The following is a 21997-nucleotide window of genomic DNA, read 5'->3' on the forward strand; positions in this document are numbered from 1 at the left end:
CATGGCGACCCAGCGGAAAGTCATCATCACCTGCGCGGTGACGGGCGCGATCCACACGCCCAGCATGTCGCCGCACCTGCCCGTGACGCCCGAGGAGATCGCCGACGCCGCCATCGGCGCTGCCGAGGCCGGCGCGGCCATCGTGCATCTCCATGCCCGCGACCCGGAGACCGGCCAGCCGGACCAGTCGCCGGAGGCCTTCGCCAAGTTCCTGCCGGTGATCAAGCAGCGCTCATCCTGCGTGGTGAACATCACCACCGGCGGCGCGCCGACCATGTCGATCGAGGAGCGGGTGCGTCCAGCCGCGACCTTCCAGCCCGAGGTCGCCTCGCTGAACCTCGGCTCGATGAATTTCGGCCTGTTCGGCATGCTCGATCGCTTCAAGGACCTGAAGCACCAATGGGAGAGGGATTACCTCGGCAACAAGGACATCATCTTCCGCAACACGTTCGGGCAGATCGAGCACATCCTGACCACCTGCGGCCCGAACGGGACGAGGTTCGAGTTCGAGTGCTATGATACGGCCCATCTCTACAACCTGAAATACTTTTTCGACCGCGGGCTCGTACAGGCGCCGCTGTTCATCCAGACCGTGTTCGGGCTTCAAGGCGGGATCGGCGCCCATCCCGACGACGTGATGCACATGAAGCGCACCGCCGACCGGCTGTTCGGCGATCAATACCGCTGGTCGGTGCTGGGAGCGGGCCGCAACCAGATGAACATCGCCGCTATGGCGGCCGCGATGGGTGGAAACGTCCGCGTCGGGCTGGAGGACAGCCTGTGGGACGGCCCCGGCAAGCTCGCCGAGACCAACGCGGCGCAGGTGCGGCGCGTCCGCTCGATCATCGAGGGGCTCGGCCTGGCCATCGCGTCCCCCGACGAGGCGCGGGAGATGCTGACGCTGAAGGGCGGCGACAAGGTGGCGTTCTAAGGGGCGCTTGACGCGCGCTTCCGAGGCCGCGAGCGCCGGCATATGCCGGGAGGGAGCGGTGGAACGCATCGCGAAAGTGGTCAGGAATAACCGCAGCCCGACCGTTCGGATTCCGAAGGCGTTCGAACGGCCTGGCGACGAGGTGGCGGTCTCGCGGCCAGCGGGCGGCAGCCTGGTCCTCCGGCCGAGACTCGGGCTTGTGGTCCTCATCGCCTCGCTGGAACCGCTTTCGCCCGAAGACACGTTGGACGCGATCCCGGACTCAACGCCGAGGACGTTGTCCTTTGAGCGGTCGGATTCACGATCTGCTCGATACCGACATCCTGTCGGATCTCATCAACCGCGGACGTGACGGCCCGGTCGCCGCGAGGCTCGACGGGCGCACGGCCAACGTCTGCACGCGCATCGTTGTGGCAGCCGAGATCCGGTAGGGCGTTGCGTGGAAAGGGTCCAAGGCTCTCGCGGATCGCGCCAGAACGGTCCTCGCGGCGATCCCGATCGTGCCCCTGACAAGTCCGGCGGATCACCAGTACGGCGCGATACGCGCGGTCGTGGAGAAGCGGGGCACGCCGATCGGACCGAACGATCTCCTGATTGCCGCCCAATGCCTGGCCTCGAACCTGCGGCTGGTCAGCGCGAACCGCGACGCATTCCGCCGGGTGCCGGGGCTTGACTGAGAGAATCGGCTCGAGCCGCCTGCGACCGGCAGCGTGGTGCAGTCGCGTCGCCGCACGCCGGCCTATGGCGGCTCGCCGAAGGCCCTGGCGAGGGCATCATCATGGATGCCCGCAATATCCAGGCGCTTCACCCGCCCCTGGTGGCCGGCCACGATCCTGACTGCGCCGCCCGCGACCCCGAGGGCATCGGCGATCAGCCGTTCGAGGGCCGTGTTGGCCGCCCCGTCGACGGGCGGGGCCGCGACGCGCACCTTGAGGCAGGGCGTGCCGTCCGCATCGCGGATCCATCCCTCCACGGCGTCGCGGCCGCCGCGCGGGGTCAGCCTCACGGTCAACCGCAGCGGTTTGGCCGCCGGCTCCGGCGGGCGTCGCGCCACCGCCCGCGCCTTCAGAAGATCTTGCCCGGATTCAGCCGGTTGTCCGGATCGAGCGCCCGCTTGATGAGCCGCATCGCGCCGATCTCCTCCGGCGAGCGCGAGAGCGGCAGCTTGCCCCGCTTCTCCAGGCCGATCCCGTGCTCCGCCGAGACCGAGCCGTTCAGTTCGGCGAGCGGCGCGTAGATCGCGGCGTCGATCAAGGCGTTGCCGCCGGCGTCGAGGCGGGTCGTGTTCCAGTGCAGGTTGTTGTCGCCGATATGGCCGTAGACCACGGCGCGGCAGCCGGGGATCGCGGCGAGGCGGTCCAGCGCGCCGCGGACGTAGCCGTCCATCTTGGCGAGCGGCACGCTGACGTCGAAGGCGCGCTCGATCCCGTCGGCGTTGAGGTGTTCGACCCGGTCGCGGATGCGCCACATCCCGCGGCGCTGCTCCTCGGACGAGGCCACGGCCGCGTCGAGGATCGTGCCGTCGCCCATCAGGCCCTCCAGCAGGCCGAGGAAGCGGTCGGATTCCTCGGGCACGCACTCGACCTCGATGATCGCGTAGAACGGATACGCGTAGCCCAGCGGCGCCTTGGCCCGGCCGGGGGCGGTCATCAGCTTATAGAAATCCGGCCATAGCCCCTCGAAAGAGGAGACCCGACCCTGGAAGGCGCTCTGGGCCGCCCGCAGCACCCGGGCGCCGTCGTCGACCCCCGGGCAGGCGACCAGCGCCGTGGCGTAGCCGGCGGGCTCCGGGCGCAGCCGCAGCACTGCCCGCGTGACGATGCCCAGCGTCCCCTCGGTGCCGATGAAGAGCTGCTTCAGGTCGAGGCCGGTGTTGTTCTTGATCAGCGGGCGCATGGACGAGACCACCGTGCCGTCCGCCAGCACGGCTTCGAGGCCCAGCACCATCTCGCGCGTCATGCCGTAGCGCAGCACCCGCAGGCCGCCGGCATTGGTGGAGATCGCCCCGCCGATCGTCGCCGAGCCGCGGGCACCGAGATCCAGGGGGAAGAACAGGCCGCCCGCCGCGGCGGCGTCCTGCACGCTCTCGATGGTGGCGCCGGTGCCGACCACCACGGTCATGCCCAGCGGGTCCACCGGCTCGATGCCGGTCATCCGCTCCGTCGAGAGGGTGATCTCGTCGGGCGCGCAGAGGGTACCGTCGACCAGACCGGTGGCGCCGCCCCGCGGCACCACCGCGATCCCCGCCGCGTGGCAGGCCGCCATGACCGCGCTGGTCTCGGCGGTGCTGCGCGGACGGACCAGCGCCAGGGCGGCGCAGGGCTCGGTCGGCCGCGTCCAGTTCGCCGAGCGCCCGCGCAGCTCCTCGCCGGTGACGAGGCCGGACGGTCCGACCAGCGCGGCGAGGCGGTCGAGGAGGGCGGCGTTCGTCATCAGCATCCTCTCGGCAGGCTCGGGCACCGGGTCGGGCGGGGCTCCGCCCGTCGCTCTGTCACAGAAATCCGCGCGCCGCGAGGTTGCGCATCAAGGCCCGGGCGCCGAAGGTCCAGGGCGCGCAGGCGTCGCACGGGCGCATGCGGTTGACGAGGCTGCCGAGTTCCGGGCTCGCCACCACGACCCGGTCGTTCTCGACATGGGTGAAGCCGAGGCCCGGCCCGTGCCGGTCCTGGATCGGCGCGAACATCGTGCCGAGGAGCAGCAGCGCGCCGTCCGGATAATGGTGCGTGCGGCCCATCAGGGCGGCCACCAGCTCGTCCGGATCGCGGCTGATCTCGGCGAGCGGCGAGGTGCCCTCCATGCGGAACCCGTCCGCGCCGGTCACCTCCAGGGTGACGGTGGTGCGGCGGACGCTGTCGAGGTCGAACGTGTCGTCGAACAGGCGCAGGAACGGCCCGAGGGCGCAGGAGGCGTTGTTGTCCTTGGCCTTGCCGAGGAGCAGCGCCGACCGCCCCTCGAAGTCGCGCAGGTTGACGTCGTTGGCGAGCGTCGCCCCGACGATCCGCTGATCGGACGCGACCGCGAGGGCAACTTCCGGCTCGGGGTTGTTCCAGTGCGAGTCCGGATGCAGCCCCGCATCCGCGCCGCAGCCCACCGCCGAGAGCGGCTGCGCCTTGGTGAAGATCTCCGCATCCGGCCCGATGCCGACCTCGAGGTACTGGCTCCAGGCACCCTGTGCGACGAGCACCGCCTTGAGGGCCATCGCCTCGGGCGAGCCGGGCTTCAACTTGCGCAGGTCGCGGCCGACGAGGCGCTTGACCTCCGCGCGGATCGCCGCGGCGGCGGCGAGGTCGCCGCGGGCCCGCTCCTCGATGACCCGCTCCAGCATGGAGGTGGCGAAGGTGACGCCCGCCGCCTTGAGGGCCTGGAGATCGACCGGGGCGAGGAGCCACGGCCGGCCCGGATCGCGGGTGTCCGGCGGCGTGTTGGCGAGGATCGCGTCGAGGCTGCCGAGATCCTCGCCCGCCGCGCCGCGCAGCGCCGCGGCGGGATCCGGGGTTTCGCACAGGTCGCTCACGGTCGGCAGCCGGGCCGTGACGTCGACCACCCGCGCCTCCCCCGACGCGCCGGCGCGAATCGCCACGACGCTCGGGCCCTGCGCCTCCGGGCGCCACACCCGGCCGACGAGCGCGCCGCGGCAGCCATCCGCGGGCAGGATCGCGTGCGCGGTGAGACCGGATGACGACATGGTGCTCCCTTTCCCCTGACGACGGGCCGCGGCTTTCCCCGAGCGCGTGCGGCGCCCGCTCTAGCATTCCCGGGGGTGTTCGGAGCTTGCCGGACGTTTCACGCCGGCGGGGCCGTCACCGGTTTTGGGATCTCGGCTGACAGAAACAGGGCATTCTGCGGGATCGTGAAGGTTACGGCTTGCTTTCCCGCCCTCGCTCCCCTGTACTGGCGCGATAGAGCCGCCGGCAGAGTGGCCTTGATCGGGAGGAAGCATGGCCTCGGTGGGAATCCGCGAGGTTCGCAAGGCTTTCGGATCGACGAATGTCCTGCACGGCGTGTCCGTCGACATAAGGGACGGTGAATTCGTGATCCTGGTCGGCCCGTCGGGCTGCGGGAAATCGACCCTGCTGCGGATGATTGCCGGACTCGAAAACATTTCCGGCGGCGAGATCCGCATCGGCGAGCGGATCGTGAACGATGTGCCGCCCAAGGAGCGGGATATCGCGATGGTGTTCCAGAACTACGCGCTCTACCCGCACCTCACGGTTCGCGATAACATGGCGTTCTCGATGCGGATCCGGAAGGCGCCCGCCGCCGAGATCGACCTGCGGGTCAACAGGGCCGCACAGATCCTCGGGCTCACGCATCTGCTCGACCGCTATCCGCGCCAGCTCTCCGGCGGGCAGCGCCAGCGCGTGGCGATGGGGCGGGCGATCGTCCGCGACCCGCAGGTGTTCCTGTTCGACGAGCCGCTCTCGAATCTCGACGCGAAGCTGCGCGTGGCCATGCGCACCGAGATCAAGGAGCTCCACCAGCGGCTGAAGACCACGACCATCTACGTCACCCACGATCAGATCGAGGCCATGACCATGGCCGACCGGATCGTGGTGATGCACGACGGCATCGTCGAGCAGATCGGGGCACCGCTGGATCTCTACGACCGGCCCGACAACCTGTTCGTGGCGGGTTTCATCGGCTCCCCGGCGATGAACTTCCTGCCCGGGAGGATCCGGGCGAACGGCCGCCTGACCTTCGTCACCGATACGGGCCTGACGGTCCCGCTAGACGACGCGCCGGCCGGTGTGGAGGGCAGGCCGCTCGTCCTGGGCGTCCGGCCCGAGCATTTCGATCTCGCCCCGGACGGGATCGCCGCCGAGGTGGTGGTCGTGGAGCCCACCGGCTCGGAGACCATGCTGGCGGTGCGCGCGGTCGGCCAGGATCTCACCTGCGTGCTCCGGGAGCGCGTGATCGAACGGCCGGGGGAGACCGTCTCGCTGCGCCCGAACCGGGTGCATCTCTTCGACGCCGGGACCGGGCATCGTCTGTCGAGCTGACCGACCTGAGCCCCACAGGATGACAGGGCGGGACGCCGCGCGCGGCCGCCGGACAGGATCACCCAGGGAGAAGCCGCCGATGCCCGTTCTCGATCGCCGTTCCCTGCTCGCCGGCGCCGCCGCGACCGGCCTCGCCGCCGGCGGGGACCTCCTCGGCTTCGCCAAGGCCTGGGCGCAGGACGCCGAGTGGAAGCCCGAGCCCGGGGCCAGCCTGTCGCTGCTCCGCTGGAAGCGCTTCGTGCCGAGCGAGGACGAGGCCTTCCTGAAGATGGTCGATGCCTTCACCCAGGCGACCGGCGTCAAGATCACGGTCAGCAACGAATCCTACGACGACATCCAGCCCAAGGCCTCTGTGGCGGCCAATACCGGGCAGGGGCCCGACATGGTCTGGGGGCTGTTCTCGTTTCCGGCGCTGTTCCCGGACAAGTGTCTGCCCCTGGAGGACGTGGCGGCCTCGCTCGCCAAGAAATACGGCCCCTGGTTCCCGTCGGCGGAGGCCTACGGCAAGGTCAAGGGTCAGTGGATCGCCATTCCGGTCGCCTTCAACGGCGGCTATCCCAACTACCGCATCTCGGCGATGAACAAGGCCGGTTTCAGCAAATTTCCCACCGATACCGCGGGCTTTCTCGACCTCTGCCGGGGCTTGAAGAAGAACAACACCCCGGCCGGCTTCGCCCTCGGCCACGCCACCGGCGACGGCAACACGTGGTGCCACTGGGCGCTCTGGGCCCATGGCGGCAATCTCGTGGACGCCAACGAGAAGATCGTGATCAATGCGCCCGAGACCGCCAAGGCGCTCGAATACGTGAAATCCCTGTACGAGACCTTCGTGCCGGGCACCGTGTCGTGGAACGATTCGTCGAACAACAAGGCGTTCCTGGCCGGCGATCTGTACCTGACCAACAACGGCATCTCGATCTACGCCGCCGCCAAGAAGGACAATCCGAAGCTCGCCGAGGATATGGACCACGCGGTCTGGCCGGTCGGTCCGGTGGGCAAGCCGACCGAGTTCCAGCTCGCCTATCCGATCCTGGCCTTCAAGTATTCGAAGGCGCCCAACGCCTGCAAGGCCTTCATCGCCTTCATGATGGAGGCGCAGAACTACAATCCCTGGCTGGAGGCCGCGCAGGGCTACCTGTGCGAGCCGCTGTCGAACTATCCCAAGAACCCGATCTGGACGAACGATCCGAAGAACGCGGTCTTCGCCGAGGCGGGCCGGCGATCCCTCGCGGCGGGCGGACAAGCGCCGGTGAGCGAGCGCATCGCCGCGGTGCTGGCCGACTTCGTGGTGGTCGACATGTTCGCGAGCCACTGCACCGGCCGCGAGGACGTGAAGGGCGCCATCCGCAACGCCGAGCGCGCCGCCCAGCGCATCTTCCGGAACACCTGATCCCCCCCGCGCGGAGGCGAGAGCATGGCGCACACGGCCCTGACGCAGCCCGCCCCGGTCGCGGTCCCGACCCGTTCAGGCTGGCAGCGGCTGCGGGCCAGCCGCGGCTGGGCGGGTTTCTGGTTCATGCTGCCGACCGCGCTGATCCTCGGCCTGTTCCTGGCCTACCCGCTCCTGAAGGGCATCTGGCTGTCCTTCACCAATGCACGGATCGGCCGGGACGGCGTCTTCATCGGGCTGGAGAACTACGCGTGGCTCTGGGACGACGACGTGTTCTGGCTCTCGGTGTTCAACACCTGCCTGTACACGGCGGTCGCCTCGGTGGTGAAGTTCACGGTCGGGCTCTACCTCGCCCTGCTGCTCAACAAGAACATGCCGTTCAAGGCCATCGTCCGGTCGATCGTGCTGATCCCGTTCGTGGTGCCGACCGTGCTCTCGGCCATCGCGTTCTGGTGGATCTTTGACAGCCAGTTCTCGATCATCTCGTGGTCGCTGCGCCATCTCGGGATCATCGAGGGAAACATCGACTTTCTCGGTGAGCCGGCCATGGCCCGGGCCTGCGTGATCTTCGCCAATATCTGGCGCGGGGTGCCGTTCATCGCGATCACGCTGCTCGCCGGCCTCCAGACGGTCTCGCCCTCGCTCTACGAGGCGGCGACGCTCGACGGCGCCTCGAACTGGCAAATCTTCTGGCGGATCACCCTGCCGCTGCTGACGCCGATCATCGCCGTGGTGATGACCTTCTCGGTGCTGTTCACCTTCACCGATTTCCAGCTGATCTGGGCCATGACCCGGGGCGGCCCGGTCAACGCCACGCACCTGATGGCGACCCTGTCGTACCAGCGCGGCATCCTCTCGGGGACGCTGGGGGAGGGGGCGGCGATCGCCACCGCCATGGTGCCGTTCCTGCTCGCCGCGATCGGCATCTCATGGTTCGGCCTTCAGCGCCGGGCCTGGCAGGCCGGGGAGTCCGACCGATGAGCGCGCCCGCACCGCCGGCCCATGCCGATCCGCACCTCGCCCCCGTCCTGGCGGGGCCGCCGGCCGGGCTCACCGACAATTCGGAGGGCATGGCCTATCTCGACCGCCTGCCCCGGCGGCTGGTCACCACCTACCTGCCGCTGCTCGTCATCCTCGTCGTGCTGCTGTTCCCGTTCTACTGGATGGCGCTCACCGCCATCAAACCGGACGCGCAGCTGATCGACATGGAGCACTACAACCCGTTCTGGGTGGTGGATCCGACATTCAAGCACATCCACAAGCTGCTGTTCGAGACGCAATATCCGCGCTGGCTCTGGAACACGATGTACGTGTCGGTGGCCGCCACTGCGCTGTCGCTGTTTGCCAGCGTCCTCGCCGCCTATGCCTGCGTGCGGGTCCGCTACCGGGGGGCCGGCTGGGTCGGCGCGGCGATCTTCCTCGCCTACCTGGTGCCGCCCTCGATCCTGTTCATCCCGCTGGCCACCATCGTCCAGGCCTATGGCCTGTTCGATTCGCCGATCGCCCTGATCCTGGCCTATCCGACGATCCTGATCCCGTTCTCGACCTGGCTGCTGATGGGCTACTTCAAGACCATCCCCTACGAGCTGGAGGAATGCGCGCTGATGGACGGCGCGAGCCGGTGGCAGATCCTGACCAAGATCGTCCTGCCGCTGGCCTTCCCGGGGCTGATCTCGGCCGGGATCTTCTCGCTGACGCTGTGCTGGAACGAATTCATCTATGCGCTGACCTTCCTGTCCTCGACGCAGAACAAGACCGTGCCGATCGCCGTGGTCAGCGAGTTCGTCGATGGCGACGTCTACAAGTGGGGCTCGCTGATGGCCGGCGCGCTGCTCGGCTCCCTACCGCTGGTGATCCTCTACTCGTTCTTCGTGGAGTATTACGTCTCGGCACTGACCGGCGCCGTGAAGGAGTGATGCCAGGCCGGCGCGCGGGAGGGCTTTTTTGAGGCCCGCTGGCACGGTTACCTCAGGATGAGGTCTGAGGGGGAACGGCCGGACATTGCGCGCGCGTTCGACCGTCACCGCTCCGCTCGCAGGGGCGGTGGTTGTTGCCAGCGCGGCGCGATCATGCGGACACTGCACCAAGAGCCGCTGACGAGAATCGCGGACCGGCCCACCCGAAGGTCACGCCATGGCCCATTTCATCGACGCCCGTGCCACCCTGGTCAACGACGCCATCGACGGCCTGCTGGCGGCGAGCGGCGGACGCCTCGCCCGGCTCGACGGTGATCCCGGCATCCGCGTGGTGCTGCGCGCCGAGACCGATCCCGGCAGGGTGGCGGTGATCTCGGGGGGCGGCTCCGGCCACGAGCCGGCCCATGCGGTCTTCGTCGGACCCGGCCTCCTGAGTGCGGCCGTCTGCGGCGACGTCTTCGCCTCGCCGAGCGTCGACGCGGTGCTGGCGGGAATCCTCGCCGTGTCGGGACCGGCCGGCTGCCTGCTCGTCATCAAGAACTACGCGGGCGACCGGCTCAATTTCGGCCTCGCCGCCGAACGCGCCCGGGCGCTGGGCCACAGGGTCGAGACGGTCATCGTCTCCGACGACATCGCCTTGGCCGAAGCCCGGCAGCCCCGCGGCATCGCCGGCACGCTGTTCGTTCACAAGGTCGCGGGCCACGCCGCCGAGGCGGGGGCCGCGCTGGAGGCGGTGGCGGCCCTCGCGCACCGTGCCGCCGCGGCGAAGTCGCTGGGCATCGCGGTCTCGACCTGCACGATCCCCGGCTCGCCCCGCAGCGAGCGCTTGGCCGAGGGGCAGGCCGAGCTCGGCCTCGGCATCCATGGCGAGCCCGGCGCGGAACGCATCCCATTGCCCCCGGTCAGCGAACTCGCGCGGATGATGGCGGAGCGCCTCTCCGATGCGGTCGCGGGCGCCGACCGGCTGGCGCTCCTCGTGAACAATCTCGGCTCCACCTCCGCGCTGGAGATGCAGACCCTGACCCGGGCGGTGCTGGCCACCGGCCTCGGCAAGCGTGTCCGCCTCCTGCTCGGTCCGGCGCCGCTGATGACGGCGCTCGACATGCACGGCGCCTCGCTGTCCGTCCTGCCCCTCGACGACGAGCTCGAAGCAGCGCTCCTGGCGCCGGTTCCGGTGCCGGCCTGGCCCGCGGCCATGCGGGTCGTGCCGCCGCGCCTGCGCCCGCTGCCCGAGGGGCTCGCAGGGGAGGTCTTCACGCCGTCGCACGAGGCGGTGACGGCCGCCCGGATCGCCGCCGTGGCCAGGAAGCTGATCGCCGCCGAGGACAGCCTCAACGCCCTCGACGCGAAGGTCGGCGACGGCGATGCCGGCACCACCTTCGCGGGGGCGGCGCGGGCGGTCCAGGCCGACTTCGACCGCCTGCCGCAGGCCGATCCCGCCGCCCTGTGCCGGGCGCTCGCCGAGCGGATCGGCCGCGCCGTGGGCGGATCGAGCGGCGTCCTCGGTTCGATCTTCTTCGCCGCGACCGCCGCGGGGCTCGCCGACGGGGCCGCCTGGCCCGAGGCGCTGGCCAAGGGCGTGGCGCGGGTCCAGGCCTACGGCGGGGCCAGCCTGGGTGACCGCACGCTCCTCGACGCCCTGATCCCCGCGGTCAAGGCCCTGAGGGATGGCGGCCTCGCCGCCGCCGCCGCCGCGGCCCGCGCGGGCGCCGAGGCGACGGCCCGGATGGACCGCGCCGGAGCCGGCCGGTCCAGCTACCTCGCCGCCGGTGACCTCGCGGGTGTGCGGGATCCGGGCGCCGCGGGGGTCGCGGAGGCCTTCGCGGCGCTGGCTGGATCGGACAACCGGGGCGGACACGGTTGGGCCCCGCAAACACCCTGACAACGGACACGACGCGGAAGAGGATACGTGATGCGTTCGATGATGGCTGCGCTGGCGCTCGGGCTGTGCTTGGGGCAGCCGACCTGCGCACAGGCGCAATGGGCGATCCCGGACGGGGTGAAATCCGTGTCCGTGGCGGGTTATCCGCTCACCTATCAGGAGACCGGATCTGGCGAGCCGGTCGTGCTGGTGCACGGCTCGCTCGGCGATTACCGGATCTGGTACGCCCAGGTGCCGGCGCTCGCGAAGGCGTACCGCGTCTTCGCGCTCAGCCTGCGCCACTATTATCCGGAACGGTGGAACGGCGTCGGTGAGGATTTCTCCATCGCCCAGCACGCCGCCGATGTCGCCGCGCTGATTCAACAGCTGAATCTCGGACCGGTGCATCTGCTCGGCCACTCCCGGGGCGGTGCGGTGGTCCTGACCGTGGCCAAGGAGCACCCCGAACTCATCAGGACGCTGATCCTGGAAGATGCCAGCGGGATGGAGGGTCTGCTTCCCGAGACACCTGAAACGCAGGCGATGGCCGGGGAGGTCAAGGGTCTGGTCTCGCGGCTGCGGGTGAACCTCGCGGCGGGGGACAAGGAGAAGGCGGGTCAGGAATTCACCGACGGCCTGAACGGGCCCGGGACCTGGGCCAAGCGTTCGGCACTGCAGAAGGAGATCCTGCTCGACAATCTCGGCACCGGCGTCGACAGCGGCGAGCGCGGTCACATCACCTGCTCGGACATCGCCAAGTTCAGCTTTCCCATCCTGACGCTGACCGGCGAACGCAGTCCCAAGCGGTATCCTGAGGGGTTCGCCGCGGCGCGCACGTGCAACCCGGCGATCCCGGCGGCCATCGTGATCCCGAACGCCGCCCACGCGATGAACCGGGACAACCCCGATGCCTTCAACGCCGCCGTGCTGGAATTCCTGGCGCGCCACCGGGGCCGGCAGCACCCGTGATGGCGGATCCAGGCCTGTGTGCAGGCGCGCGGCGGCCTTCCGCGCACGGGAACGCCGCCCGGTGCCGCGGATTACCGGCGGCGCGACACTGCGATGAGCACCCGCCATGCGAACCTGCCTGATCCTCGACGACTACCAGCAGGCGGCCCTGTCGCTGGCCGACTGGTCGCGCCTGTCCGATCGCGTCGCCGTCTCCGCCGTCGCCGAGCACATCCCGGACCGGGACGCGCTGGTGTCGCGGATCGCCGAGGCCGAGATCCTGGTGATCATGCGGGAGCGCACGCCGTTCCCGGCGGCTCTGCTGGAGCGGCTGCCGCGGCTCGAACTGCTGGTGACCAGCGGCCTGCGCAACCTCGCCATCGATGTCGCGGCGGCCCGGGGGCGGGGCGTCACCGTCTGCGGCACGGAATCGAGCCCGGCGCCGCCGACCGAGCTGACCTGGGCGCTGATCCTCGGGCTCGCCCGCCAGCTCCCCCGCGAGAACCACAATCTCCGCACCGGCGGTCCGTGGCAGAGCACGATCGGGACCGACCTCGCGGGCGCCACCCTCGGCATCCTCGGACTCGGCAAGATCGGCGCGCGGGTCGCCGCCATCGGGCACGCCTTCGGCATGCGGGTGATCGCCTGGAGCCCGAACCTCGACGAGGCCCGGGCGGCGGCCGCCGGTGTGGCGCGCGCGGCCTCGAAGGAGGCCCTGCTGGAGGCGAGCGACGTCGTCACGATCCATCTCGTGCTCGGCGACCGGACGCGCGGGCTCGTCGGCGCGGCGGAACTGCGCCGCATGCGGCCGACCGCCTATCTGGTGAACACCGCCCGGGCACCGATCGTCGATCAGGCCGCTCTGGTGCAGGCGCTGCGGGAGGGGTGGATCGCCGGTGCCGGCCTCGACGTGTTCGAAACCGAGCCGCTGCCCGACGACAGCCCGTTCCGGCACCTGCCGAACGTCCTGGCGTTGCCGCATCTCGGCTACGTCTCGCGCGACAATTACCGGACGTTCTTCACCCAGGCGGTGGAGGATATCGAGGCCTGGCTCGCCGGCGCGCCGATCCGGCAACTGGGCTGAGGCTAATCCGAACGTGGATCCAGCGCGTCGGCGAGGCCGTCGCCGAACAGGTTCAGTGCCACCAGCGTGGCGATCAGGAAGAGCGCCGGGGCGGCCAGCATGTGGGGCGCCGCCTCGATCGCGCGCGCCCCGTCCGCGACGAGCACACCCCAACTCGTCTGCGGCTCCTGCACGCCGAGCCCGAGGAACGACAGGAAACTCTCGAGCAGGATCACCTGCGGCACCAGCAGCGTCGCGGTCACCGCGACCGGGCCGAGGGTGTTGGGCACGATGTGGCGGGCGATGATGCCGGGCGTGCCGACCCCCAGGGCGCGGGCCGCGCGGACGAAGTCGCGTTCGCGCAGCGACAGCGTCTGGGCCCGGACCACCCGGGCCATGTCGAGCCATTCGACGGCGGCGATGGCAACCAGCATCAGCACGAGGCTCGAGCGGAAGAACACCAGCAGCAGGATGACGAAGAAAACGAAGGGGAGGGCGTAGAGCACATCCACGAACCGCATCATCACGGCATCCGCGCCCCCCCCCAGGAAGCCCGCCGTAGCGCCGTAGGCGACCCCGATCAGCAGGGCGACGAGGCTGGTCGCGAGGCCGATCGCCAAGGAGATCCGGCCGGCGACGAGGCAGCGGGTCAGGAGATCGCGGCCCTGGATGTCGGTCCCGAGGGGAAAGTACAGGCGCCGCAGCGGCACCGCGACCACGAGCCCGCGGCCGCCGTCCCGGTCCTCCAGGATCTCCGGTGCGCCGAACAGTGCCGAGCGCGGCAGGTAGACGAGGCTGCGCCGGTCGACGCCTGCCTCCGAGCCGAGGGTCAGGCGCAGGGTGTCGCCGTCGCGCGCCACGGCGTCGAGCCGGGCCCGCATCCGGAAGGCGAGGCGCTCCAGGGCCGGGCCGAGATGCGCGGCATCCGGCTGCGCCGCGAGGCCGGCCGGCAATTGGCGGAGATCCGGATAGGCCCGCTCGGGATCGTGCCCGGTGAAGCCCGGACCGGCGAGGCAGGCCAGGGCGATCCCGATCAGTACAGCGAGCGCCGCCATCGCCGGGCGCGTCCGAAAAAGGCGCGCCAGGGCGCGTCCTGCGGGTCCCGACCGCGCCGGTGCCGCGCTCACGCCGCCACCCGCAGGCGGGGATCGAGCCACGCGCAGGCGAGGTCGGCGGCGAGGTTGAGGGCGATCACAAGCGCGGCGACGAGCAGCACCGTGCCCATCACCAGCGTGTAGTCGCGGTTGAGCGCCCCCTCGACGAAATAGCGGCCGATCCCGGGCAGGCCGAAGATCGTCTCGACCACCACCGAGCCGGTGAGCAGGGACGCGGCGAGGGGCCCGAGATAGGCGACCACCGGTAGCAGCGCCCCCCGCAGCGCGTGCCGGGTCACGCGGAGCGGCGGCAGGCCGAGGCTGCGCATCGTCCGCACCGGCTGCGTGCGCAGGACTTCTCCAAGGGACGCCCGGGTCAGGCGCGCCAGCGCCCCCACCTGCGGCAGGGCCAGGGTGACCACCGGCAGGACGAGATGGCTCGGCGCACCGCCGTCCCAGCCGCTCAGGGGCAGCCAGCGCAGGCTCAGACCGAAGGCGATCTGCAGGAGCGGCGCGACCACGAAGCTCGGCAGCGACAGGGTCAGCGCCGCACCGATCCCGAGGAGGCGGTCGAGGGCGCCGCCGCGTCGGAGCGCCGCCGCGACGCCGAGCCCGACGCCCAGGCTCACGGCCAGGACCAGGGCCAGGGCGCCGAGCGTCGCCGAGACCGGCAGGCCCCGGGCGATCAGGTCGAGGACGCTCTGATCCCGGAACGAGAAGGACGGACCGAGGTCCCCCCGGGCCAGCGCCGCGAGGTAGGTGCCGAACTGCGCGATCAGCGGCCGGTCCAGCCCGTAGACCCGGCGCAGGTTCTCCATGGCGGCGGGCGCCAGCGGCCGTTCCATGTCGAAGGGACCGCCGGGGGCGAGCCGCATCAGGAAGAAGCTGACGGTCACGACCGCGAGCAGCGTCGGCACCGCCTGCGCGAGGCGGCGCAGGATGAAGCGGATCACGCGTCGAGCCTCAGGAACCGCGTCGGCGCGGCGTTGCGCAGGTTCGGGTGGTAGCCGTGCAGCCGCGGGGCGATCAACGCCTTGGACCGGTAATGCATCAGCGGGATCCAGGGCAGCTCGTGCAGGGCGATCGCCTCCGCGTCGTGGAGCAAGGCGGCACGCCGGGCGAGGTCGCGCTCGGCGGCGGCGCGCGCCATCAGGTCGTCGAAGGCGGGGTCTGACCAGTGGCCGACATTCAGGCCGTCGTTGCCGCTGAGGAGCAGGAACAGGAAGTTCTGCGGATCGGAATAGTCGGCGATCCAGCTCATGCGCGCCACGTCGAAGTCGCCGCCGTCGCGCAGATAGGCGAAATGCGTCTTGGCGTCGGTGTAGACGTAGCGGGTCACGATCCCGAGGTCGCGCCACATCTCGCCGATCGCCACCGCCACGGTGCGGTTGTTGTCGCTGACGTTGAACCGGTACTCCACCGTGAGCGGGTGGTCGGGGCCGAAGCCCGCCTCGGCGAGGAGGCGGCGCGCGGTCTCTTCGTGGTCGATCGGCAGGCCGAGGCGGCCCTCGGTCTCGGGGGGCGTCCGGTAATTGTCGAGGCCCGGCGGGCACAGGGAATAGGCCGGGCTCATGGTGCCGCCGTTGAGCCCGTCGGCGAGGTATTCCCGGTCGATGATGAGGGACAAAGCCTGACGGACGCGCCGGTCCGAGAACGGGGCCTTGCGGGTGTTGATCGCCAGGGCCGCGAGCCCGAGGGCGGGGCCGAGCACCACCTGCGGGCCGAAGCGGCGGCGCAGGTCGGCGACCTGGTCCGCCGGGAAATCCGCCAGGGAGTCGATCTCCCCGGCAGCGTAGCGGCGCACCGCCGAGGCCATGTCGGGCGTCGGCAGGAACGCGACCTGCCGGATCGCGAGGCTCGCCGCGTCGGGATGGTGCGGGTTCGCCTCCAGGGTGATCGCGCCGCCCGGCACCTGATCGCGGAGCCGGTAGGCGCCGTTGGTGACGTAATTGCCGGGCCGGGTGAAGCTGTCGCCGTAACGCGCCACCGAGGCCCGGTGGACCGGCAGGGCAGTCTGGTGCGTCAGGAGTTCCAGGATGTAGGGGGTCGGCTGTTCGAGGGTGATCGCGAGCCGCAGCGGCCCCTCGGCGGCGACCCCGAGGGCGTCGGCGGGCTTCCCGCCGCGGTTCACGGCGGCGGCGTTGCGGATCGGGAACAGGATCTCGGCATATTTCGCCCCGGTGGCCGGATCGAGGATGCGGCGGAACGCATAGACGAAATCGTCCGCCGTGACCGGCTCGCCGTTCGACCAGCGGCCGTCGGGCCGCAGGTCGAAGAGCAGGTTCAGCCCATCCTCCGAGACGGTCCAGGCCCGGGCGGCGCCCGGGATGATGGCGCCGTGATTGTCGTAGGTGAGCAGGCCGTCGCAGAGGTCGCGCAGGATGTGCGCCTCCGCCACCGTGGACGAGCGGTGCGGGTCGAGGGTCTCGGGATCGGCGTCGTTGCCGCGGCGGTAGAGTGGCTCGGCGGCGCGGGCGGGCCGCACCGCCGCGAGGGCGGCGGCCCCGGCGAGCCAGTCGCGTCGGCGCGGGCGCACGCTCAGGCGCCGGTCTCCGGCACCAGGCCGGCGGCCTCGATCCCGGCCACCGCACAGATCTCGTCGTTGTCCGAGGTGTCGCCCGAGATGCCAACCGCGCCGAGGAGGCGGCCGTCGCCGGAGCGGATCAGGACGCCGCCGGGCACCGGCACCAGGGCGGCGGGACCCGCCAGATGGGTCACGGCCGCCACGAAGTAGGGCTGCGCCTCCGCCCGGGCGTGGATCGCCCGGGAGCCGAGCCCCAACGCCAGGGCGCCGTTGGCCTTGCCGGAGGCGATCTCGGCCCGGCGCAGGGACGTGCCGTCCTCGACCGCGGCGCATTTCAGTGCCCCCCGGGCATCGTAGACCACGACGGCCAGCGGCTTCAGCCCGCGTTCCCGCGCCGCACGGAGCGCGGTATCCACGATGAGGCGGGCAGCTTCGAGGGTCAGGTCGATCATCGGTGTCCAGCGGAGGGCGGCGTTTCGGGGGGCATCGCCATTCTTACGGGATCGGGCCGCGGCCGGTCCACTGCCGCCCTCGACGCGCGTGGCAGTGAGACCCGCCGCATGGATCGGAGAGGTGGAGCGCGGGCCGCCGACGTGGATACCGGTTCGGCGTGAGCGAGCGCGTCCGATCAAGGGCTTAGAGCCGTTCCCCGTCGCCACGCGATCGGGAACGGCTCGAGCGGGGCCTGGGCGGGGAGACCGGCTCGCCTAGTTTGCCGGATCGAGCGCGACGAACCAACCGGCGGCCACGCACCTTGGGAGACGGCATGACATCGGACCAACGCCCCCACGTGATCTGCCATATGACCGCCTCGGTGGACGGCCGGATCAAGACCCGGCGCTGGAAGACCCTGGACGCGGACAGCCATTACGAGCGGGTCCACGGCGAGCTGAAGGGCGATGCCTGGATGTGCGGACGGGTGACCATGCAGGGCTATGCCGACAGCGCCGCGCCGCTTTCGGCGCCGATCCCCGACGACGGCCCCCTCGACCGCGTCGACCACGTGGCGCGCCGCGACGCACCCGGCTACGCGGTGGCGCTCGACGCGCGCGGACGCCTGGATTGGCGCGCGCGCAACGAGATCGAGGGCGACCATGTCGTGGTCGTGCTCACCGACTCCGTGCCGGACGCGCATCTGCGGGCGCTCCGGGCCGGCGGCCAGTCGTACCTGTTCGCGGGGGACCGGGAGGTCGATTTTTGCGTGGCGGTGACGAAGCTCAGGACGCTCTTCGGCATCGAGCGCCTGCTGGTCGAGGGCGGCGGCCACATCAACGGCTCGATGCTGAAGGCCGGCGTCATCGACGAGCTGAGCCTGCTCCTCGCACCGGCGGTGGACGGCCTGTCGGGGACGCCGGCGGTCTTCGACTTCGCCGGAACGGAGGACGACTCCATGGGCGGCCGGCGCCGGCTCGACCTGACCGAATGCGAGCGCCTGTCCGGCGGTGTCGTCTGGCTGCGCTACCGGATCACGCCGGTCGATCCGCCGGCCCAGACGTGAGGCTTGCCAGGAACGCCGCGTAGGCGGCGGTGACCGCCTCCGGCTGCTCGAAATGCGGGAACGCGCCGGTCGGCAGGGTCTCGATCCGCCAGTTCGGACGGTCGGCGACCCGCGGCAGGAGCCGGTAATCCACGAAGTCGCCGCGGATGCCGTGGACCAGCCAGACCGGCAGGCGCAGGTGCTCGTAGAGGCGCGTCGTGTCGGTGGGGAAGAGGTGGCCGGAGATGAAGCACCAGGGCGCATGCTCGGCGCCCGGCTGGTGCGCCGAGAGATAATCGTAGTCCATGAGATCCTCGGCGATCTCCGTGGAGCCGAAGGTCTTCCGCAGGAAGAAGCGCATGCTCGGTCGCGTCACCAGCGCGTCGAACAGGGGCCGGCCAAAGGGGGCCCGGTCGAGGAGGTCGAGCAGCCAGTCGCGGCCGCGGTGACCGTCCGGCGGCGCCTCGCCCGAGAGTTGTCCGTCGAATCCCGTCGGGCTGACGAGGGCGAGGCTGCGATACGCGTCCGAACGCTCCAGGCTCGCCCGGGCGAGGAAGGACGCGGACAGGGACAGCGCCAGGGCGTCGATCGCCACGCCCCCGTGACGCCGCCGGATTTCGTCCACCGCGGCGTGGATCGCCTCCACCATCAGGCGCGGCGTGTAGCGGCGGCGCGACCGCTCCGAGAAGCCGAAGCCCGGAAGCTCCAGGGCGTAGACCGGTCGCGCGCTCCGGAAATGCAGGTAGAGCGGCCGCACCTCGTAGGCGTTCGCGGCCGCGTTGATCGAGTGGATCAGCAGGAGCGGCACCCCCTCGGCCTCGGTCGAGCTGTAGAGCGACAGGTCCCCGGCCCGCCGTGTGGCGATCCGCTCGTGCCGGCCGGGCAGGGCGGGCGGCAAGGGCTGGTGCCGGTGCCGGGCGAGCCGGCTCCAGGCCACGAGGCCGGCGGCCGAGCCCACGAGCGTCAGGGCCGCCGCAGCCGCGGCGCGGCCGGCGCGATGCGGGGATTTCGGGCTCATCGGGATACCTCGACGTCGCGCCCGCAGGTGGGGCGGTGCGCGACAACGCCGGGAGGATCGGGAAGTGCCGGACCGCGACGTCCTACGAAGCGTGTCCGGCGAAACTGCCGGACCCGCCCGCGTTCACGGCCGGGACCCGCGCCGTCGAACGGGCCGGAGCCTCGCCGCGGCCCGCGGCCTCGCGCAGGAAATCCACGGTCGGCGGGTCGTTACGCCAGCCCTGGACGCGCTGGGAGATCAGGAGGGTGCGCGCGCGGCGGTCGTAATTCGCATAGGCCGCGGCCACGAACTCCGTCCGGCTCATCGTGCGGGCCGGGCCGGAGCGGCGGGTCTCGGCCTTGAAGAACAGGGCGCTGCCCGCGATGCCGTAATGCTGGGCGATCTCGGGATAGACCGGCCAGCTGCCCTGGCCGCCGAGGTCGTCCGGCAGGAAGGCGTCGAGGTCACAGGCCTCGAACGGGACGCCGGCCTTGGTCAGCAGGCCCCGGGCGAGGTCGGACACGACGTACAGCTTCGTGTGGTTGATCGAGTGCATGAAGCAGCCGCGACGCGCCCAGCGCGTCAGATGCGTGTCGAGGTCGTAATCCGCCTGGCGGCCCAGCCCGCGCAGGTAGGACACCGACTCGTCCCACAGATCGAAGTAGCCCAGGCGCTCGAAGACCGGTTCCGCGAACAGGCGCAGGGCCTGGGCCTGCGTGAAGCCGGCCAGATAGGCGTAGAGCGTGATCGCGGAGTGCGAATGCCCCATGGGGCCGGAGATCAGGCCGTTGAGCGTGACGGCATCCTGCACGCCCACATGCACGAGGTCCGGGTGATAGGCGCCGAACACGATCGTCGGGATCAGCCGCACCTTCGGGTGCGTCCGCAGCGTGTCGATCGTGCCGCCGCCCTTGAACCGGGGCAGATAGATGCTGGAGAAGACGTGGTCGTACCCATCCGCAAGCGCCATCAGGTCGGCGAGGCGGGGAAAGCGGCGGGCGGCCGTGAACGCCGAGACGAAATCCACCTGCGCGTCGGGCAGGAGATAGCGCATCGCCTTGGCGATCGAACCGGCCTGGCAGACGCCGATGACGAGGATGCGCGGCGATCCGGTCCGCTTCTTCCCGAACTGCGCGAGGCGATGCCGCGCGCGCCAGAGGCTATCGACGGTCAACATGCGGCTTCTCTCGCATGTCCGCGGGCCGCGGGCAAACCGCAACCGTCGGTGTGTTCGCGGGTGTCGCCAACCGGTCACGGCCGCGAGGCCACACGATGACAGAGTGGCGGCACTGTCGCCCGTGGCGTCTGGCCTGCGCTGCGCGCCTGTTCCATGCCGGGGCCGGCGAGCCGAGGAGACCAGGATGGCCCCGACACCTATCGAGGCGGCGTTGCCCGAGATCGAGCGGGCGACCCTGCGCCGGGTGACCTGGCGGATCCTGCCGTTCCTGATGCTGGCCTACTTCATCGCCTTCGTCGATCGGGTGAATGCCGGCTTCGCCGCCCTGCAGATGAACCACGATATCGGGCTCTCGGCCGCCCAATTCGGGCTCGGCGGCGGCCTGTTCTACGTCTCGTATGTGCTGTGCGAGGTGCCGAGCAACCTCGCCATGGAGCGATTCGGCGCCCGGATCTGGATCGCCCGGATCATGATCACCTGGGGGCTGGTCTCCGCCGCCATGGCCTTCGTGGTCGGGCCGACATCCTTCTACGCCGTGCGCCTGCTGCTGGGCGCCGCGGAGGCGGGCTTCTTCCCGGGGGTGATCCTCTATCTGACCTACTGGTTCCCGCGCGCCTACCGGGGGCGGATCGTGGCCGTCTTCATGGTGGCGATCCCGATCTCGAGCTTCCTCGGCTCGCCGATCTCCGCCGCGATCCTCAACACCGACGGCATGATGGGCCTGCGCGGCTGGCAATGGCTGTTCATCCTGGAGGCGGCACCGGCGGTGCTGCTCGGTCTCGCCGCCTTCTTCCTGCTGCCCGACGGACCCGGCAAGGCGCGCTGGCTGACACCCCAGCAGAGCGCCTGGCTCCAGGACCGATTGGCCGCCGAGCGCGCCTCCGTGGTCCAGGGCGAGGCGGCGCCGGCCCGGCATCTCTCGGTCTTCGCGGTGATGCGCAACCGCTACGTGCTCGCCGCCTCGCTGATCTACGCGGGCGCCTCCGGCGCCAGTCAGTGCCTGTCCCTCTGGCAGCCGCAGATCATCAAATCCTTCGGCCTGACCAACCTCGAGACCGGGCTGCTCAACTCGATCCCGTTCGGCGTGGCCTCGGTGCTGATGATCCTCTGGGGCCGCTCCTCCGACCGGAGGCGCGAGCGCGTCTGGCACACGGCGATCCCCCTGGGCCTGCTGGCGCTGAGCCTCGCCGCCTCGATCGCCACCGCGCAGCTGCTGCCGACCATCCTGATTCTCTGCCTCGCCGTGACCGCCACCTACATGGTCAAGGGGCCGTTCTGGGCGCTCTCCACCGAGTGGCTCTCGGCCGGTGCGGCGGCGGCGGGCATCGCGCAGATCAACGCCATCGGCAACATCGGCGGTTTCGTGGGCACGTATCTGCTCGGCGTGATCAAGGATGCCACGGGCAGCTACCCCCTCGGCCTCCTTCCGCTGGTCGTCCTCTCGGGGCTGGGTTGCCTGCTCGTCCTCGGCCTCGGACGCCGTCAGACGCAGCCGGTGTCTGCGGTTCGGGCCTGACCGGTCGCGAAGCCCGATGAACACGCGCCCGCCGCCGCGCGGTCACCGCGGCAAATGTCTATCTTCGGACGCCGATTTCTGAGAGATCCGGCGGTGACGCTGT

Annotated in this window: 21 protein-coding genes and 1 pseudogene; 13 read left to right on the forward strand and 9 right to left on the reverse strand. The window is 70.7% G+C overall.

Going from position 1 to position 21997, the window contains the following annotated elements:
* Position 1 precedes the first annotated feature (1 nt).
* The 4 genes and pseudogenes from kce to AC3IF1_RS11820 form a co-directional block, all read left to right on the forward strand.
* On the forward strand, positions 2 to 931 hold the full coding sequence (gene kce / locus AC3IF1_RS11805; protein ID WP_489217677.1) for a 3,5-dioxohexanoate:acetyl-CoA acetone transferase: 930 nt from the start codon (positions 2 to 4) through the stop codon (positions 929 to 931).
* 76 nt (positions 932 to 1007) lie between these two features.
* Complete coding sequence (locus AC3IF1_RS11810) at positions 1008 to 1283, forward strand: antitoxin (protein WP_489220377.1); 276 nt, start codon at positions 1008 to 1010, stop codon at positions 1281 to 1283.
* The gene (locus AC3IF1_RS11815) at positions 1216 to 1362 is read left to right on the forward strand and encodes a hypothetical protein (protein ID WP_489220499.1); all 147 of its coding nucleotides are present in this window, start codon (positions 1216 to 1218) and stop codon (positions 1360 to 1362) included. The genes AC3IF1_RS11810 and AC3IF1_RS11815 overlap by 68 nt, the downstream gene beginning before the upstream one ends.
* Before the next feature lie 33 nt (positions 1363 to 1395).
* A pseudogene (locus AC3IF1_RS11820) lies at positions 1396 to 1608 on the forward strand (PIN domain-containing protein); the annotation flags it as partial.
* Between the two features lie 62 nt (positions 1609 to 1670).
* Here the strand turns inward: AC3IF1_RS11820 and AC3IF1_RS11825 are convergent.
* Genes AC3IF1_RS11825 through AC3IF1_RS11835 form a run of 3 tightly spaced genes read right to left on the reverse strand, consistent with a single transcriptional unit; the run spans position 1671 to position 4616 of the window.
* The gene (locus AC3IF1_RS11825; protein WP_489217678.1) at positions 1671 to 1985 is read right to left on the reverse strand and encodes a DUF167 domain-containing protein; all 315 of its coding nucleotides are present in this window, start codon (positions 1983 to 1985) and stop codon (positions 1671 to 1673) included.
* Positions 1986 to 1996: 11 nt separating this feature from the next.
* Entirely contained in the window at positions 1997 to 3364 is a 1368-nt protein-coding gene (locus tag AC3IF1_RS11830; protein ID WP_489217679.1) for an FAD-binding oxidoreductase, read from the reverse strand.
* A gap of 58 nt (positions 3365 to 3422) precedes the next feature.
* Positions 3423 to 4616 (reverse strand): fumarylacetoacetate hydrolase family protein, encoded by a 1194-nt coding sequence (locus AC3IF1_RS11835; RefSeq protein WP_489217680.1) that lies wholly within the window; start codon positions 4614 to 4616, stop codon positions 3423 to 3425.
* Positions 4617 to 4869: 253 nt separating this feature from the next.
* On the opposite strand from AC3IF1_RS11835, the gene AC3IF1_RS11840 reads away from it, so the two are divergent.
* The 7 genes from AC3IF1_RS11840 to AC3IF1_RS11870 all read left to right on the forward strand — a co-directional run bounded on the left by AC3IF1_RS11840 (position 4870) and on the right by AC3IF1_RS11870 (position 13130).
* A complete protein-coding gene (locus tag AC3IF1_RS11840) occupies positions 4870 to 5931 on the forward strand; it encodes an ABC transporter ATP-binding protein (RefSeq protein ID WP_489217681.1) in 1062 nt (353 codons plus the stop codon).
* Positions 5932 to 6010: 79 nt separating this feature from the next.
* The gene (locus AC3IF1_RS11845; RefSeq protein WP_489217682.1) at positions 6011 to 7321 is read left to right on the forward strand and encodes an ABC transporter substrate-binding protein; all 1311 of its coding nucleotides are present in this window, start codon (positions 6011 to 6013) and stop codon (positions 7319 to 7321) included.
* Positions 7322 to 7345: 24 nt separating this feature from the next.
* On the forward strand, positions 7346 to 8302 hold the full coding sequence (locus AC3IF1_RS11850) for a carbohydrate ABC transporter permease (RefSeq protein ID WP_489217683.1): 957 nt from the start codon (positions 7346 to 7348) through the stop codon (positions 8300 to 8302).
* Positions 8299 to 9237: a carbohydrate ABC transporter permease gene (locus tag AC3IF1_RS11855; RefSeq protein WP_489217684.1), complete on the forward strand. Its 939-nt coding sequence runs from the start codon at positions 8299 to 8301 to the stop codon at positions 9235 to 9237. Before AC3IF1_RS11850 ends, AC3IF1_RS11855 begins: the two co-directional genes overlap by 4 nt.
* A 217-nt stretch (positions 9238 to 9454) precedes the next feature.
* Positions 9455 to 11119: a dihydroxyacetone kinase subunit DhaK gene (locus tag AC3IF1_RS11860; protein ID WP_489217685.1), complete on the forward strand. Its 1665-nt coding sequence runs from the start codon at positions 9455 to 9457 to the stop codon at positions 11117 to 11119.
* Between the two features lie 30 nt (positions 11120 to 11149).
* Complete coding sequence (locus tag AC3IF1_RS11865) at positions 11150 to 12067, forward strand: alpha/beta fold hydrolase (protein WP_243973940.1); 918 nt, start codon at positions 11150 to 11152, stop codon at positions 12065 to 12067.
* Between the two features lie 106 nt (positions 12068 to 12173).
* On the forward strand, positions 12174 to 13130 hold the full coding sequence (locus tag AC3IF1_RS11870; RefSeq protein WP_489217686.1) for a D-2-hydroxyacid dehydrogenase family protein: 957 nt from the start codon (positions 12174 to 12176) through the stop codon (positions 13128 to 13130).
* Positions 13131 to 13132: 2 nt separating this feature from the next.
* On the opposite strand, the gene AC3IF1_RS11875 is transcribed toward AC3IF1_RS11870, so the two are convergent.
* From AC3IF1_RS11875 to AC3IF1_RS11890, 4 genes are read right to left on the reverse strand one after another with little or no spacing between them, the layout of a single operon-like run.
* Positions 13133 to 14236, reverse strand: a complete 1104-nt coding sequence (locus AC3IF1_RS11875; RefSeq protein ID WP_489217687.1) for an ABC transporter permease — start codon at positions 14234 to 14236, stop codon at positions 13133 to 13135.
* Positions 14233 to 15156, reverse strand: coding sequence for an ABC transporter permease (locus AC3IF1_RS11880; protein ID WP_489217688.1), 924 nt, complete (start codon positions 15154 to 15156; stop codon positions 14233 to 14235). Before AC3IF1_RS11880 ends, AC3IF1_RS11875 begins: the two co-directional genes overlap by 4 nt.
* Positions 15153 to 16739, reverse strand: a complete 1587-nt coding sequence (locus AC3IF1_RS11885) for a peptide ABC transporter substrate-binding protein (protein WP_489217689.1) — start codon at positions 16737 to 16739, stop codon at positions 15153 to 15155. The genes AC3IF1_RS11880 and AC3IF1_RS11885 overlap by 4 nt, the downstream gene beginning before the upstream one ends.
* Positions 16740 to 16741: 2 nt before the next feature.
* Entirely contained in the window at positions 16742 to 17179 is a 438-nt protein-coding gene (locus AC3IF1_RS11890; RefSeq protein WP_489217690.1) for a GlcG/HbpS family heme-binding protein, read from the reverse strand.
* Positions 17180 to 17493: 314 nt separating this feature from the next.
* Between AC3IF1_RS11890 and AC3IF1_RS11895 the strand changes: the two genes are divergently transcribed.
* Positions 17494 to 18225 carry a dihydrofolate reductase family protein gene (locus AC3IF1_RS11895; RefSeq protein WP_489217691.1) on the forward strand — a complete coding sequence of 244 codons (732 nt, stop codon included), beginning with the start codon at positions 17494 to 17496 and terminating at the stop codon, positions 18223 to 18225.
* Here the strand turns inward: AC3IF1_RS11895 and AC3IF1_RS11900 are convergent.
* A complete protein-coding gene (locus AC3IF1_RS11900) occupies positions 18194 to 19222 on the reverse strand; it encodes an alpha/beta fold hydrolase (protein ID WP_243973946.1) in 1029 nt (342 codons plus the stop codon). The two genes, AC3IF1_RS11895 and AC3IF1_RS11900, sit on opposite strands and share 32 nt — an antisense overlap.
* An 82-nt stretch (positions 19223 to 19304) precedes the next feature.
* The gene (locus tag AC3IF1_RS11905) at positions 19305 to 20378 is read right to left on the reverse strand and encodes a WcbI family polysaccharide biosynthesis putative acetyltransferase (protein ID WP_489217692.1); all 1074 of its coding nucleotides are present in this window, start codon (positions 20376 to 20378) and stop codon (positions 19305 to 19307) included.
* A gap of 184 nt (positions 20379 to 20562) precedes the next feature.
* Between AC3IF1_RS11905 and AC3IF1_RS11910 the strand changes: the two genes are divergently transcribed.
* A complete protein-coding gene (locus AC3IF1_RS11910; RefSeq protein ID WP_243973948.1) occupies positions 20563 to 21894 on the forward strand; it encodes an MFS transporter in 1332 nt (443 codons plus the stop codon).
* The last annotated feature ends 103 nt before the right edge of the window (positions 21895 to 21997 follow it).

The sequence above is a fragment of the Methylobacterium sp. E-012 genome (assembly GCF_057836545.1).

Bases quoted from the DNA above. Each gene is read 5' to 3' on its own strand.
- AC3IF1_RS11870 (WP_489217686.1), top strand. From the start codon at position 12,174: ATGCGAACCTGCCTGATCCTCGACGACTACCAGCAGGCGGCCCTGTCG.
- AC3IF1_RS11855 (WP_489217684.1), top strand. From the start codon at position 8,299: ATGAGCGCGCCCGCACCGCCGGCCCATGCCGATCCGCACCTCGCCCCC.
- AC3IF1_RS11890 (WP_489217690.1), bottom strand. From the start codon at position 17,179: ATGATCGACCTGACCCTCGAAGCTGCCCGCCTCATCGTGGATACCGCG.
- kce (WP_489217677.1), top strand. From the start codon at position 2: ATGGCGACCCAGCGGAAAGTCATCATCACCTGCGCGGTGACGGGCGCG.
- AC3IF1_RS11830 (WP_489217679.1), bottom strand. From the start codon at position 3,364: ATGACGAACGCCGCCCTCCTCGACCGCCTCGCCGCGCTGGTCGGACCG.
- AC3IF1_RS11850 (WP_489217683.1), top strand. From the start codon at position 7,346: ATGGCGCACACGGCCCTGACGCAGCCCGCCCCGGTCGCGGTCCCGACC.
- AC3IF1_RS11860 (WP_489217685.1), top strand. From the start codon at position 9,455: ATGGCCCATTTCATCGACGCCCGTGCCACCCTGGTCAACGACGCCATC.
- AC3IF1_RS11840 (WP_489217681.1), top strand. From the start codon at position 4,870: ATGGCCTCGGTGGGAATCCGCGAGGTTCGCAAGGCTTTCGGATCGACG.
- AC3IF1_RS11895 (WP_489217691.1), top strand. From the start codon at position 17,494: ATGACATCGGACCAACGCCCCCACGTGATCTGCCATATGACCGCCTCG.
- AC3IF1_RS11845 (WP_489217682.1), top strand. From the start codon at position 6,011: ATGCCCGTTCTCGATCGCCGTTCCCTGCTCGCCGGCGCCGCCGCGACC.
- AC3IF1_RS11900 (WP_243973946.1), bottom strand. From the start codon at position 19,222: ATGAGCCCGAAATCCCCGCATCGCGCCGGCCGCGCCGCGGCTGCGGCG.
- AC3IF1_RS11910 (WP_243973948.1), top strand. From the start codon at position 20,563: ATGGCCCCGACACCTATCGAGGCGGCGTTGCCCGAGATCGAGCGGGCG.
- AC3IF1_RS11835 (WP_489217680.1), bottom strand. From the start codon at position 4,616: ATGTCGTCATCCGGTCTCACCGCGCACGCGATCCTGCCCGCGGATGGC.
- AC3IF1_RS11865 (WP_243973940.1), top strand. From the start codon at position 11,150: ATGCGTTCGATGATGGCTGCGCTGGCGCTCGGGCTGTGCTTGGGGCAG.
- AC3IF1_RS11905 (WP_489217692.1), bottom strand. From the start codon at position 20,378: ATGTTGACCGTCGATAGCCTCTGGCGCGCGCGGCATCGCCTCGCGCAG.